The organism is Pseudacidovorax sp. RU35E (genome assembly GCF_900156165.1).
Classification (GTDB): Bacteria; Pseudomonadota; Gammaproteobacteria; order Burkholderiales; family Burkholderiaceae_C; genus Xenophilus.
This window is the reverse complement of record NZ_FTMY01000004.1, coordinates 17,056-30,932: the sequence shown is the minus strand read 5'-3', so window position 1 is coordinate 30,932 and position 13,877 is coordinate 17,056. Positions and strand designations below refer to the sequence as shown.

Sequence of the window (13,877 nt, the reverse complement as noted above, 5' to 3'; positions counted from 1 at the left end):
GCCGGCAGCGGTCTGCCGGCGGCAGGCCGTCGGCGTGATTCATTGCGTGATTCGTCGCGTGACTCATGGCGCCACTCATGGCCGCATCGCCAGTTCCTGCACCGGAATCGGATAGCCGGCGCCGTCACACACCTGAAGCTTCAGTGTCCAGGCGGCCGGCGGCGCCTCGCCCGGCGCCGGAGCCGCCGCGACGCGGCCCGGGTCGGTGGCAGCGGGGCCGGCATGCGCCTCCAGCATCAGTTGCCCGAAGGTCCCGGTGCTGCCAGGGCGGCAGCGGTCGACGATTTCGGGCGCATGGCCGCTGAACGGATTGCGCATCGCCGCGAGCGGGCCCTCGGGTGCGGTGATCGTGCGCAGGCAGCCTTCCCAACGCACGGGCATGCCGCGATCGGTCAGCTCCGGGCAGACCCCGTCGTCGCCTTGCACGGCCTGCTGCAGCCAGTGGCCCAGGCGCTCTGCGTTGGTCTTGCTGTGCTCCGTGGCGGTGGCCACTGTCCAGGTGCGCTGGACGGCCAACCCCAGGGCCATCAGCGCGCACAGCGCGAAGGCGAAGAACACCAGGTCGCCTGCATGGGCGGTGAAGGGGGCAGTGGATGCTTCTTCGTTCGGCACGGGCGCGCGGGCTTGTGGGGGCGCTGCTCAGGGAGCAACGCGCACGCCAAAGCCCGCCATCGACAAGCTGGGACGACAACCCCAGCGCGGCCGGACCTGCTCAATGAATGTGACGCAGACCGCGGCCGGCGGCCTCACCACGACGGTGCGGCGCACCGGATGTGCGCGCGCCGCGCCCTGCAATGGTTCGCATCGGCGGCGGGCCAGGGTGGCCCGCGCGCCCGGCCTCGTCCTCAGGGAAGTCGGACGGTGCCTTGGATGACCACGCCCGGGTCACGCTGGGCGGGATACACCGGCACTGGAACGGGCACATAGGCCGGCGCCGGCGCGGGGCCGTAGCCGACCGGCCCGTGATCCTTGCATTTGCGCTTCTCGTCGAAGTCGCCGTTCTTCTTCCATTTGCGCTCGATCTTGCACGGGCCGTCCCAGTAGCTTTCCTTGTGGCCAGGACCGTGGCCCTTGCCGTGGCCGCGCCCATGTGGCGGATCGGCCAGGGCGAGCACGGGAGCGAGGAGCAGGGTGCCGGCGAAGCCGACGAGCAGGCGCGTGCTTGGGGTTGTCATGGTGAGCGGAACGTGGGTGATGGACGACTTCTTGCGCGGCCGAGCGTAGCCAGCGCGCGCGGGCCGACGAGTCGGCCAAGTTCAACCGAGCGCATCAGACAAGCGGACGACGGCCGGGCCCCTTGGCCGGGCCGACCGCCGACCCTGCCGACGCCCAGCGCGCCCGGCGGCCTCGGTCAGGCCGCGTCCGGCAGCAGGTCCCAGGCGACCGCCAGGCGCATCGATTTGCCGGGCGCCAGCAGACGCAGCCCTTCCTGCCCCGGCAGATGGAAGGCATCGATGGGATGGGTGATCGGCTCCAGGCAGAAGGCCTCGCCCTGCGGCGGGCGGTAGACGAGACAGTGGCCGTCGACGCGAACCGCGGGCTCGATCTGGCGCAGCTGCACCTGCAACCCGCGCGAGGGCCAGCGCACCTGCGCCGAACCGTCCCAGCCGAAGAAGGCGTTGTCGATGAAGCTGCCATGGGCCGGCATGCCGGTGGGCAGGTTCCAGTCTGCGGGCAGCGTGGTGCTGCGGCCCGTGGGAATGGGGTCGCTGCCGCTGAGCCACACGCCTGCCACCTTCGCCTGGATGCGGGTGTCGGTCGTGCGCACGAACCAGGGATGCAGGCCCAGGCCATACGGCAGCGGCACGTCGCCTTCGTGGCGAACCTCGACCAACTGGTCCAGCCCCCGCTCGCGCAGCCGCAGCACCTGCCGCGCGAAGAATCGGTAGGGGCTGCCACCGAAGCCGTCGGACCACAGCGTCATCTCGATCTCGCCCGGTGCCGGCTGGCGAAGCTGCCACGGCTGCAGCCAGCCCTCGCCATGGATCGGATAGGGCTCGCCCGCACGGTTGGGCGCCATGGCATGGAAACGCCCCGCCGCCATGAAGCCGCCCTGCGCGATGCGGTTGGACCACGGCACCATCGCGAACGAGGCCTGGCGGTAGAGGTCGTCGCTGCCGTCCCAGGGGCGCCACAGGTCGAGCGGCGCGCCTTCGGGCGGCAGCCACTGCCAGGCGGCCACGGCGCCGCCGCGCAAGGGCACGACCGCCAGCCGCTGACCCGCATGCTGCAGCCAGTGACGGCCCTGGGCGTCGGCCCTGGGCACCACGCTGTCGACGCCGTGATCCCGATCGCAGGACGGTGCCGGCGAGCCGGCGATCTCGGAATCGTTCATGCGAAAGCTCCAAAGGCATGGGCCGGCAGGCCGGCCACGTTCATCGGCACGGCGAAGAGCCCACCGGCCAAAGGCTCACCACGCAGGGCCACATCGTCCAGGCCCACGCGGGCGGTCGTGATGTAGAGCGTGCGCAGGTTTTCGCCGCCGAAGGTGCAATGGGTGACTTGGCTGGCGGGCACGGCAATGCGCGCCAGCTCCTGGCCCGTGTCGGGGTCGTGGGCAGTGATGCAGCCACCGCCCCAGTGCGCGATCCAGAGACGGCCGTCTGCATCGACCGTCATGCCGTCGGGATGGCCGTCACCGGCAGGGAAGGTCAGCCAGGGCCGCAGCGGCACACGTGGGCCACTGGCCGGGTCCACCTCGCAGGCCAGCACATGCCGGCCCACGGTGTCGTTGACGTACATGCGCCGTCCGTCCAGCGACCATGCGGGGCCGTTGGTCACGCGCAGGCCCAGCAGCAGGCGCTCGCAGGGGCCCGCCTCGTCGTAGCAGTACAGGTGGCCGGTGGGCTGGCGGGCGTCGAAGTCCATGCTGCCGGCCCAGAAGCGCCCGTGGTGGTCGCAGCGGCCATCGTTGAAGCGGTTGCTGGCCGGTTCGCCCTCGGGCCGGTGCAGGTAGACCGGCTGCGAGCCCGGTGCGTCGGGATCGAAGCGGGCCATGCCCCGGCGCAGCGCCAGCATCAGGCCGGTGCCGTCGCGCCGCTCGGCCACGGCCGAGACCTCTTCGTCGAACTGCCAGCACAGGGCCTCGCCGTCGGCCGGGCGCCAGCTGAAGAGGCGCTGCGAGAGGATGTCCACCCACCACAGCGCCTGACGGCGCGGCGACCACAGGGGGCCCTCGCCCAACTGGGCACGGGCATCGAGCACGCAGTGCACCGGGCCAGCCTGCAGCGGCGCGCCGCCGGTGGGTGGCAGGAGGGAGGAAGTCATGCGGGGGTCCTCTTCACGCGGGTCTCGCGTCTGTCTCGTCTTGACGCCACTGATGCTAGCCGGGCATATTGATGATCGTTGAATGATTTATTAGCGTCAGTCGATATACAAATGAATATCCCATCATCAAGCACCGGCGACGCCGGAACCGCCCGCTATCCGGGCCTGCGCGGCCGTCGCGCCTTCGTGACCGGCGGCGGCAGCGGCATCGGCGCCGCCATCGTGGGCGAGCTGGCCCGCCAGGGCGTGCTGGTCGGCTTCGTCGACATCGCGGAAGGCCCCAGCCGGGCGCTGGCCGAGTCCCTGGCGGCAGAAGGTCTGCCGGCGCCCTGGTGGCGGCGCTGCGACGTGCGCGACGTGCCCGCGCTGCAGGCCGCCATCGCCGACGCGGCCGCGGCGCTGGGCGACTTCCATGTGCTGGTCAACAACGTGGCCAGCGACGACCGGCACACGCTCGAATCGGTGACGCCGCAGTACTACGACGAGCGCATGGCCATCAACGAGCGGCCGGCCTTCTTCGCGATCCAGTCCGTGGTGCCCGGCATGCGACGGCTGGGCGGCGGATCGGTGGTCAACCTGGGCTCCACCGGCTGGCAGGGCAAGGGCAGTGGCTATCCCTGCTATGCCATCGCCAAGTCGTCGGTGAACGGCCTGACGCGCGGCCTGGCCCGCACGCTGGGGCAGGACCGCATCCGCATCAACACCGTCTCGCCCGGCTGGGTGATGACCGAGCGGCAGATCGCGCTGTGGCTCGATGCCGAGGGCGAGAAGGAGCTCGCGCGCAACCAGTGCCTGCCCGACCGGCTGGCGCCGCAGGACATCGCGCACATGGTGGCCTTCCTGGCCAGCGACGCGGGGCGCATGTGCACCGCGCAGGAATTCACGGTGGATGCGGGGTGGGTCTGATGGCAGGCGTCAGGGACTGAGGCCGTAGACCGGCCGGCAGGCCGTGCGCAAGGCCTGCATCAGCAGCGTGGCGCCGGGGGACAGCTGCCGGTCGGTGCGGGTGATGAGCCCGAAGTCGTCCATGTGGCAAGGCATGTCCAGCGGCAGGATGCTCAGGATGCCGTGGCCGGCGTAGTAGCGCGCCACCTCGGTGGCCATGACGCACAGCATGTCGCTCTGCTGCAGCATGCGGGTGATGAAGAGCAGCGCCGCCGTCTCCACCACGTCGAAGGGCGGGGCCAGGCCGGCCTCCTGGAACATCAGGTCGAAGCGGTGCCGCAGCACGCTGCCCGCGGGCGGCACGATCCACGGCCGCGTGGCCACGTCGCCCAGCGTCAACCCCGCCGCGCTCGACAGCGGATGCCCCGGCCGCGCCACGGCGCACACCGGCTCGCCCGTCAGCGGCTCGTAGCGCAGGTTCGACTTGTCGTCGTCGGCAAAGATGCGCGCCACCAGGATGTCCAGCCGGCCCTGGCGCAGGTAGTCGACCAGCACGGGGCTGGTCTCGATCTCCAGCACCACGCGCAGGCTGGGCTGCTCGCGCTTCACGGCCGCCACCGCCTGCGGCAGCAACGCGAGCCCGGGCGAGGTGATCGCGCCCACACCCACCTGGCCGTAGCGGCCGGCCTTGAGCGACATGAGCTCCTCGTGCGCCTGGTTGAGGCTGGCCAGCGCCTGGCGGGCGTGGCGGATCATGGTCTCGCCGTACCAGGTCGGCCGCATGCCCCGCGGCAGGCGCTCGAACAGCGGCACCTCCAGCACGTCCTCCAGGTCCTTGAGCAGCTTGCTGGCAGCGGGCTGCGTGATGTTGAGCGTGCGCGCCGCGGCGTGGATGTTGCCCTCGTCGGCCAGGACCGTGAGCAGCAGCAGTTGCCGAGTCTTGAGCCGGGCGCGCAGGAACCAGTGCGGGTTGGAGGTGGAGGGGCTGCTCATCGAGGGGTGTGCGGGGGGGGCCGGCGGGCGGCGAGGGTTTGTGCGAATGCTCCGATTGATATCCATTCTCTTCAAAAAACCATTGGATTGATATTTTTTCGCTCCATACACTGCCTACACGTTCGATGCGGTGCGGGTGCGCCGCACGGCGCCCACAACACCATCGATTCCTTCAGGAGACAACCATGCGCCCCACCCGTCGTCAGCTCGTCGCCCTGGCAGCCGGCCTGCCCTTTGCCATGGCCCTGCCCAGTGCTGCCTGGGCGCAGAAGAAGATCGTGCTCGGCTTCAGCCAGGTAGGCGCCGAAAGCGAATGGCGTACCGCCAATACGGAATCGATCAAGTCGGCCGCCAAGGACGCGGGCATCGAGCTCAAGTTCTCCGACGCGCAGCAGAAGCAGGAGAACCAGATCAAGGCCATCCGTGCCTTCATCGCGCAGAAGGTGGACGTGATCGCCTTCTCGCCGGTGGTCGAGACCGGCTGGGACAACGTGCTGCGCGAAGCCAAGGCCGCCAAGATCCCGGTGGTATTGACGGACCGCGCCGTCAACACCAAGGACACCTCGCTCTACGTCACCTTCATGGGCTCCGACTTCGTCGAGGAAGGCCGCAAGGCCGGCCGCTGGCTGGTGGACAAGATGAAGGACCAGAAGGGCGAAGTGCGCATCGTCGAACTGCAGGGCACCGTGGGCTCGGCCCCGGCCATCGACCGCAAGAAGGGCTTCGAGGAAATCATCAAGGCCGATCCCAAGTTCAAGATCGTGCGCTCGCAGACCGGCGACTTCACCCGCGCCAAGGGCAAGGAGGTGATGGAAGCCTTCCTGAAGGCCGAGGGCAAGAACGGCATCAATGTGCTCTACGCGCACAACGACGACATGGCCATCGGCGCCATCCAGGCCATCGAGGAAGCGGGCCTGAAGCCGGCCAAGGACATCACCATCATCTCGGTCGACGCCGTCAAGGGCGCCTTCGAGGCCATGATGGCCGGCAAGCTGAACGTGTCCGTCGAATGCTCGCCCCTGCTGGGGCCGCAGCTGATGACGGCGGTGAAGGACATCGTGGCGGGCAAGCCGGTGGCCAAGCGCATCGTGACGGAAGAAGGCATCTTCCCCATGGAGACCGCCGCCGCTGAATTCCCGAAACGCAAGTACTGATCGCCGAGGGAGCACAACAACATGAAGCGCACCTTCCTCAAGACGATCGTGGCCGGCGCAGCATTGGCCACCAATTTGCTGGCACCGCTCGCACACGCACAGGACAAGGGCCTCATCGGCATCGCCATGCCCACCAAGTCCTCGGCGCGCTGGATCGCCGATGGCGACAACATGGTCAAGGTGCTGAAGGACCGGGGCTACAAGACCGACCTGCAGTACGCCGAGGACGACATTCCCAACCAGCTGGCACAGATCGAGAACATGATCACCCGCGGCGCCAAGGTGCTGGTGGTGGCCTCCATCGACGGCACCACGCTCGGCAAGGCGCTGCAGAACGCGGCCGACCGGGGCATCAAGGTCATCGCCTACGACCGGCTGATCCGCAACAGCAAGAACGTCGACTACTACGCCACCTTCGACAACTTCCAGGTCGGGGTGCTGCAGGCCAGCTCCATCGTCGACAAGCTGGGCCTCAAGCAGGGCAAGGGGCCGTTCAACATCGAGCTGTTCGGCGGCTCGCCCGACGACAACAACGCCTTCTTCTTCTACGACGGCGCGATGAGCGTGCTCAAGCCCTACATCGACAGCGGCAAGCTGGTGGTGCGCAGCAAGCAGATGGGCATGGACAAGGTGGGCACGCTGCGCTGGGACGGCGCGGTGGCGCAGGCGCGCATGGACAACCTGCTGTCGGCCTTCTACGGCAATGCGCGCGTCGATGCGGTGCTCTCGCCGTACGACGGGCTGTCCATCGGCATCCTCTCCTCGCTCAAGGGCGTGGGCTACTGCACTGCGCAGCAACCCTGCCCCGTGGTGAGCGGGCAGGACGCCGAGGTGCCCTCGGTCAAGTCGATCCTGCGTGGCGAGCAATCCTCCACCGTGTTCAAGGACACGCGCGAGCTGGCCAAGGTCACGGCCGACATGGTCGACGCCGTGGTCTCGGGCAAGCAGCCGCAGGCCAATGACACCAAGACCTACAACAACGGCGTCAAGGTGGTGCCGTCGTACCTGCTCAAGCCCGTGAGCGTGGACAAGAGCAACTGGGAACAGGTGCTCGTGGGCAGCGGCTACTACAAGGCCGCGCAGTTCAAGTAACAGCCAGGCCGGCGCTGCGCCCCCGGGGCAAAGCGCCAGCAACCCTGCCATGACCTTGCTGCTGGAGATGCGCCACATCCGCAAGACCTTTCCCGGGGTCGTGGCCCTGGACCGGGTGGAGCTGGGCGTGGAAGCCGGAAAGATCCACGCCCTGGTGGGCGAGAACGGCGCGGGCAAGTCCACGCTGATGAAGGTGCTGAGCGGCGTCTACCCGCATGGCGAGTACGAGGGCGACATCGTCTACGACGGCCAGGTGCAGCGCTTCGGCGGCATCCACGACAGCGAGCGCGCCGGCATCATCATCATCCACCAGGAGCTGGCACTGGTGCCCATGCTCTCCATCGCCGAGAACCTGTTCCTGGGCAACGAGGTGGCGCGCGGCGGCGTCATCGACTGGACCGAGGCGCACCGCCGCACCCGCGCGCTGCTGGCCAAGGTGGGCCTGCGCATGTCGCCCGAGACGCCGGTGGGCGACCTGGGCATCGGCCAGCAGCAGCTGGTGGAGATCGCCAAGGCGCTGGCCAAGCAGGTGCGCCTGCTGATCCTGGACGAGCCCACCGCCAGCCTCAACGAGAACGACAGCGCCGCCCTCCTCGACCTCCTGATGGAGCTGCGCGCCCAGGGCATCACCTGCATCCTCATCTCGCACAAGCTCAACGAGATCGCCCGCGTGGCCGACACCGTGACGGTGCTGCGCGACGGCAGCAGCGTGCAGACGATCGACTGCGACGCCGGCCCGGTGGACGAGAACGAAGTCATCCGCGCCATGGTCGGCCGCCCCATGGCCGACCGCTATCCGCCGCGCACGCCGAAGATCGGCGCCGTCGGCTTCGAGGTGAGCGGCTGGCATGCGCACCATCCGCAGCGGCCCGAGCGGCCCTTCCTGCAGGACCTGAACCTGAGCGTGCGCCGCGGCGAGGTGGTGGGCATCGCCGGCCTGATGGGCGCCGGGCGCACCGAGTTCGCCATGAGCGTGTTCGGCCGCAGCTGGGGCCAGCGCGTGGCAGGCAAGGTGCGCATCGATGGGCGCGAGGTCGATGTGAGCACCGTGGGCAGGGCCATCGCCCAGGGCCTGGCCTATGTGACCGAGGACCGCAAGGGCGCCGGCCTGGTGCTGGACGAGAGCATCCGCTTCAACACCTCGCTCGCCCACCTGAAGGGCGTGTCGCGCGCGGGCGTGATCGACCCGCTGCAGGACACGGCCGTGGCCGAGCGCTTTCGCCGCGCCATGCGCATCCGCACGCCCGACGTGCTGCAGAAGACGCTCAACCTCTCGGGCGGCAACCAGCAGAAGGTGGTGCTGGGCAAGTGGCTGTTCACCGAGCCCCGGGTGCTGATCCTCGACGAGCCCACGCGCGGCATCGACGTCGGCGCCAAGTACGAGATCTACGCGCTCATCGCCGAGCTGGCGGCCCAGGGCCGCTGCGTGATCGTCATTTCCTCCGAGATGCCCGAGCTGCTGGGCATCACCGACCGCATCTACGTGATGAACGAAGGCCGCTTCGTCGCCGAGATGCCCACGGCCGAAGCCACGCAGGAGCGGATCATGGGCGCCATCGTGCGCGGCCATGCCGCCGCACGCGGGCCGGTGGCCACGACGGAAGCCCTTGCATGACCGACAACGCCGCCTCCCTCGCCCGCGCCGCCGCACCGGCGGCCGCGCCGGCATCTTCCACCGCCGCCTTCCTGCGCCACAACTTCCGCGAGTACGGCATGCTGGTGTGCCTGGTCGCGATCATGGTGCTGTTCCAGGTGCTGACCGACGGCACGCTGATGCAGCCGCTCAACCTCACCAACCTGGTGCTGCAGAACAGCTACATCGTCATCATGGCGCTGGGCATGCTGCTGGTGATCGTGGCGGGCCACATCGACCTGTCGGTGGGCTCGGTCAGCGGCTTCATCGGCGCGCTGGCGGCGGTGCTGATGGTCAACCATGACTGGCCGGTGATCCCCGCCGCGCTGGCATGCCTGGTGGGCGGCGCGCTCATCGGCGCGGCGCAGGGCTGGTTCGTGGCCTATGCGCGCATCCCCTCCTTCATCGTCACGCTGGCGGGCATGCTGGTGTTCAAGGGCCTGGCACTGGCACTGCTGCAGGGGCAGTCGGTGGGGCCCTTTCCCGACAGCTTCCAGCGGCTGAGCTCCGGCTTCATCCCCGATGCCTTCGGCAACCAGGGCCTGCGGCTGACCTCGCTGCTGATCGGCGTGGCCATGGCCGCCGTCTTCGCCGTCGCCGGCTGGCGATCGCGGCAGCGCCAACAGGCGCATGGCATCGTGGACGAGCCGGCCGGCTTCTTCGCGGCCAAGACGCTGGTCTTCGCAGGCCTGCTCATCGGCTTCGCCTGGATGATGGCCTCGTACCGCGGCCTGCCCAATGTGCTGGTGGTGATGGCGGTGCTGATCGTGCTGTTCGACTTCGTCACCCGCCGCACCGTGCTGGGCCGGCGCGTCTACGCCCTCGGCGGCAACGAGAAGGCGGCACGGCTGTCGGGCATCGACACGCGGCGCCTGAGCTTCTATGCCTTCGTCAACATGGGCGTGCTGGCGGCGCTGGCCGGCCTGGTGTTCGCGGCGCGCCTGAACACGGCCACGCCCAAGGCCGGCCTGGGTTTCGAGCTGGACGTGATCGCGGCCTGCTTCATCGGCGGTGCCTCGGCCTCGGGTGGCGTGGGCAAGGTCACCGGCGCGGTGATCGGCGCCTTCGTCATGGGCGTGATGAACAACGGCATGTCGATCATGGGCATCGGCATCGACTACCAGCAGGTGATCAAGGGGCTGGTGCTGCTGGCCGCGGTGTTCATCGACGTCTGGCACAAGAACCGCTGAAGCCATGGCTGCTGTCCCCTATTCCCCAACCGCCGCGCCGGTGCTCGAACTGAGCGGCATCGGCAAGCGCTTCGGCAGCGTGCCGGTGCTGCAGGACGTGCAGCTGCGGCTGTACCCCGGCGAGATCCATGCGCTGATGGGCCAGAACGGCGCGGGCAAGTCCACGCTGATCAAGGTGCTCACCGGCGTCTTCCCGGCCAACGAAGGGCGGATGGTGCTGGCGGGCGCGCCCATCGTGCCGACCTCGCCCGCGCATGCGCAGGCGCTGGGCATCAGCACCGTCTACCAGGAGGTGAACCTCTGCCCCAACCTGTCGGTGGCCGAGAACGTGTTCGCCGGCCGCTACCCGCGCCGCGGCCTGCTGCAGGGCCGGCGCATCGACTGGGCGACGGTCAATGAAGGCGCCCGCGCGCTGCTGGCGCGGGTGGGGCTGGACATCGACGTGACCCGGCTGCTGGCCAGCTACCCGGTGGCGGTGCAGCAGCTGGTCTCCATCGCCCGGGCGCTGGGGGTGGATGCGCGGGTGCTGATCCTGGACGAGCCCACCTCCAGCCTGGACGACGACGAGGTGCGCAAGCTCTTCGAGGTGATGCGCCGGCTGCGGGACGAGGGCCTGGCCATCGTCTTCGTCACCCACTTCATGAACCAGGTGTATGCCGTGTCGGACCGCATCACCGTGCTGCGCAACGGCCGCTTCGTGGGCGAATGGCCGACGGCCGCACTGCCCGCGCCAGCACTGATCTCGGCCATGGTGGGCCGCGAGCTGGCCGCCGCGCAGGGCCAGTCGGCCGCGTTGCCAGCGGCTGCTGTCGGTGAGACGCCGCTGCTCAAGGCCGAGGGCCTGGGCCAGAAGGCGCAGCTGCATCCCATCGACCTGCAGGTGCGCGCCGGCGAGGTGGTCGGCCTGGCCGGCCTGCTGGGTGCGGGCCGCACCGAGCTGGCCCGGCTGCTCTTCGGGCTGGAGGCGGCCGACAGCGGCACGCTGTGGATCGACGGTCAGGCGCAGCGCTTCGGCAGCCCCACCGAGGCCATCGCAGCCGGCCTGGCCCTGTGCCCCGAGGAGCGCAAGACCGACGGCATCGTGGCCGAGCTGTCGGTGCGCGAGAACATCGCGCTGGCCCTGCAGGCCCGGCGCGGCGCACTGCACTTCATTCCCCATGCCGAGCAGGTGCGCATGGCCGAGCACTACGTCGCTGCGCTGGGCATCAAGACCGCCAGCATCGACACGCCGATCGGCCTGCTCTCCGGCGGCAACCAGCAGAAGGCCGTGATCGCGCGCTGGCTGGCCACGGCGCCGCGCCTCTTGATCCTGGACGAACCCACACGCGGCATCGATGTGGCCGCCAAGCAGGAAATCATGGAACAGATCCTCCAGCTTGCGAAGGCGGGCATGGCGGTGCTGTTCATCTCGTCCGAGATCAGCGAGGTGGTGCGCGTGGCCCACCGCATCGTCGTGCTGCGCGACCGCTCGAAAGTGGGCGAGCTGCCCGCCGGCAGCAGCGAGGACGACGTGTACGAACTCATCGCCGCGGAGCCGGCGCACTGACATGCCCCCTTCCCTCCTCTCCCGACTGATGCAGCACCGGCTCGCCTGGCCGCTGCTCACGCTGGCGCTGCTGCTGGCGGTCAACGCCGGCTTCAACCCGGGCTTCCTGCACCTGGAGTGGCGCGACGGCCACCTCTACGGCAGCCTGGTCGACATCCTCAACCGCGCGGCGCCGCTGGTGGTGGTGTCGCTGGGCATGACGCTGGTGATCGCCACGCGCGGCATCGACATCTCGGTGGGCGCGGTGGTCGCCATCTGCGCGGCGGTGGCGGCCTGGCTGATCGGCGGTGCGGTCGATGGCCAGAGCGCCCGCTTCGGCCTGCCGCTGGCGGTGGCCGGCGCCCTGGGCGTCGCCATGCTGTGCGGGCTGTGGAACGGCCTGCTGGTGGGCGCCATCGGCATGCAGCCCATCATCGCGACGCTGATCCTGATGGTGGCCGGCCGCGGCCTGGCGCAGCTGATCACCGACGGCCAGATCCTCACCATCTACTACAAGCCCTTCTTCTTCATCGGCGGCGGCTACCTGTTCGGCCTGCCCTTCTCGGTATACGTGGCGGCGGCCGTGCTCGCGCTGCTGGGCCTGGCCTGCACCCGCACGGCGCTGGGCCTGTTCATCCAGGCCGTGGGCATCAATCCGACAGCGGCACGCGTCGCAGGCGTGAAGGCGCGGCGCCTCATCGTCGGCTGCTATGCGGTGTGCGGGCTGTGCGCCGGCATCGCGGGCCTGCTGATCAGCTCCAACGTCAAGAGCGCGGACGGCAACAACGCCGGTCAGCTGATGGAGCTGGACGCCATCCTGGCCGTGACGCTGGGCGGCACGCTGCTCACCGGCGGACGCTTCAGCCTGGTGGGCAGCGCCATCGGCGCGCTCATCATCCAGACGCTGACCTATGCCATCTATTCGCTGGGCGTGCCGCCCGAGATCAACCTGGTGGTCAAGGCGGCCGTGGTGTTCGTCGTGATGCTGCTGCAATCCGCCGAATTCCGCGCCATGCTGCGCACCCTGGCCGTGCGGCCCGCGCCGCGGGAGCAGCTGCGATGAGCGCCGTGTTGCCCACCGCCCGCGCCGCCGACAAGGCGAGCCCCGTGGCGCCAGCACGCCCGCGCCGCCGGCTCGACCCCAAGTACCTGCCCCTGGCCGCGACCATCTCGCTCTTCGCGGCGGTGGTGCTGGCCGGCTCGCTGCGCTACGACGGCTTCTTCTCGCTGCAGGTCTTCCTCAACCTAATGATCGACAACAGCTTCCTGCTGGTGGTGGCGGTGGGCATGACCTTCGTCATCCTCAACGGCGGCATCGACCTGTCGGTGGGCTCGGTGATCGCCTTCTCGACCATGGTGCTGGCCACGCTGGTGGAGCAGCACGGCTGGAGCCCCGCACCCGCCATCGCCGTGGTGCTGGTGATGGGCACGGCCTTCGGCGCTTTCATGGGCCTCCTGATCGAACGCTTCCGGCTGCAGCCCTTCATCGTCACGCTGGCCGGCATGTTCCTAGCGCGCGGACTGTGCTACCTGATCAGCATCGATTCCATCAGCATCACCAGCGAGGCCTACACCGAGCTGGCCCAGCTGCGCGTGCCCTTCTTCGCCGAGACCTCGCTGTCGCTGGGCGCCGTGGTCGGCTTGGCGGTGCTGCTGGTGGCGATGTACGTGGCCCACTGCACGCCCTTCGGCCGCACGGTGTACGCCATCGGCGGCAACGAGCATTCGGCCCACCTCATGGGCCTGCCGGTGCGCCGCACGCTGGTGGGCGTGTATGCCCTGTCGGGCCTGTGCTCGGCCCTGGCCGGCGTGCTCTTCACCTTCTACATGCTCTCGGGCTACGGCCTGCATGCCGTGGGGATGGAGCTGGACGCCATCGCCGCCGTCGTGATCGGCGGCACGCTGCTCAGCGGCGGCGTGGGCTACGTGGCCGGCACGCTGTTCGGCGTGCTGATGCTGGGCGTGATCCAGACCCTCATCGCCTTCGACGGCACCCTGAGTTCGTGGTGGACGCGCATCGTCGTCGGCCTGCTGCTCTTCGCCTTCTGCCTGCTGCAGCGCGTGGTGTCGCTGCGCACGGCGCGCCGCTGACCCTGCCTTCCGCCCCCTTCAAAGACCGTTGCCTCCGACCTCCTGAA

13 protein-coding genes are annotated in these 13,877 nt (G+C 69.3%); 8 read left to right on the top strand and 5 right to left on the bottom strand.

Annotation, left to right across the window (positions count from 1 at the left end; all coding sequences use genetic code 11):
• Positions 1 to 75: 75 nt before the first annotated feature.
• The 4 genes from BXA03_RS26850 to BXA03_RS07870 form a co-directional block, all read right to left on the bottom strand.
• Positions 76 to 612, bottom strand: coding sequence for a hypothetical protein (locus BXA03_RS26850; protein ID WP_076505884.1), 537 nt, complete (start codon positions 610 to 612; stop codon positions 76 to 78).
• Between the two features lie 233 nt (positions 613 to 845).
• Entirely contained in the window at positions 846 to 1,175 is a 330-nt protein-coding gene (locus tag BXA03_RS07880) for a hypothetical protein (RefSeq protein ID WP_076505882.1), read from the bottom strand.
• A 176-nt stretch (positions 1,176 to 1,351) separates the two neighbouring features.
• Positions 1,352 to 2,335, bottom strand: coding sequence for an aldose 1-epimerase (locus tag BXA03_RS07875; RefSeq protein ID WP_083715949.1), 984 nt, complete (start codon positions 2,333 to 2,335; stop codon positions 1,352 to 1,354).
• The gene (locus tag BXA03_RS07870; protein WP_076505880.1) at positions 2,332 to 3,267 is read right to left on the bottom strand and encodes an SMP-30/gluconolactonase/LRE family protein; all 936 of its coding nucleotides are present in this window, start codon (positions 3,265 to 3,267) and stop codon (positions 2,332 to 2,334) included. Before BXA03_RS07870 ends, BXA03_RS07875 begins: the two co-directional genes overlap by 4 nt.
• 111 nt (positions 3,268 to 3,378) lie before the next feature.
• Between BXA03_RS07870 and BXA03_RS07865 the strand changes: the two genes are divergently transcribed.
• Positions 3,379 to 4,173: an SDR family NAD(P)-dependent oxidoreductase gene (locus tag BXA03_RS07865; RefSeq protein WP_076505878.1), complete on the top strand. Its 795-nt coding sequence runs from the start codon at positions 3,379 to 3,381 to the stop codon at positions 4,171 to 4,173.
• Positions 4,174 to 4,182: 9 nt separating this feature from the next.
• On the opposite strand, the gene BXA03_RS07860 is transcribed toward BXA03_RS07865, so the two are convergent.
• Positions 4,183 to 5,145, bottom strand: coding sequence for a LysR family transcriptional regulator (locus BXA03_RS07860; RefSeq protein ID WP_076505876.1), 963 nt, complete (start codon positions 5,143 to 5,145; stop codon positions 4,183 to 4,185).
• A gap of 185 nt (positions 5,146 to 5,330) precedes the next feature.
• Between BXA03_RS07860 and BXA03_RS07855 the strand changes: the two genes are divergently transcribed.
• The 7 genes from BXA03_RS07855 to yjfF are packed head-to-tail and all read left to right on the top strand — an operon-like array spanning position 5,331 to position 13,830.
• The gene (locus tag BXA03_RS07855; RefSeq protein ID WP_076505874.1) at positions 5,331 to 6,299 is read left to right on the top strand and encodes an ABC transporter substrate-binding protein; all 969 of its coding nucleotides are present in this window, start codon (positions 5,331 to 5,333) and stop codon (positions 6,297 to 6,299) included.
• A 21-nt stretch (positions 6,300 to 6,320) separates the two neighbouring features.
• Positions 6,321 to 7,391, top strand: coding sequence for a multiple monosaccharide ABC transporter substrate-binding protein (chvE, locus tag BXA03_RS07850; protein WP_076505872.1), 1,071 nt, complete (start codon positions 6,321 to 6,323; stop codon positions 7,389 to 7,391).
• A 55-nt stretch (positions 7,392 to 7,446) separates the two neighbouring features.
• A complete protein-coding gene (mmsA, locus tag BXA03_RS07845; protein WP_076506701.1) occupies positions 7,447 to 9,006 on the top strand; it encodes a multiple monosaccharide ABC transporter ATP-binding protein in 1,560 nt (519 codons plus the stop codon).
• Complete coding sequence (gene mmsB / locus BXA03_RS07840; RefSeq protein WP_076505870.1) at positions 9,003 to 10,214, top strand: multiple monosaccharide ABC transporter permease; 1,212 nt, start codon at positions 9,003 to 9,005, stop codon at positions 10,212 to 10,214. The genes mmsA and mmsB overlap by 4 nt, the downstream gene beginning before the upstream one ends.
• Before the next feature lie 4 nt (positions 10,215 to 10,218).
• Positions 10,219 to 11,760, top strand: a complete 1,542-nt coding sequence (locus BXA03_RS07835; RefSeq protein WP_076505868.1) for a sugar ABC transporter ATP-binding protein — start codon at positions 10,219 to 10,221, stop codon at positions 11,758 to 11,760.
• A 1-nt stretch (position 11,761) separates the two neighbouring features.
• Positions 11,762 to 12,802: an ABC transporter permease gene (locus BXA03_RS07830; protein WP_076505866.1), complete on the top strand. Its 1,041-nt coding sequence runs from the start codon at positions 11,762 to 11,764 to the stop codon at positions 12,800 to 12,802.
• On the top strand, positions 12,799 to 13,830 hold the full coding sequence (gene yjfF / locus BXA03_RS07825; RefSeq protein WP_076505864.1) for a galactofuranose ABC transporter, permease protein YjfF: 1,032 nt from the start codon (positions 12,799 to 12,801) through the stop codon (positions 13,828 to 13,830). The genes BXA03_RS07830 and yjfF overlap by 4 nt, the downstream gene beginning before the upstream one ends.
• Positions 13,831 to 13,877: the final 47 nt, after the last annotated feature.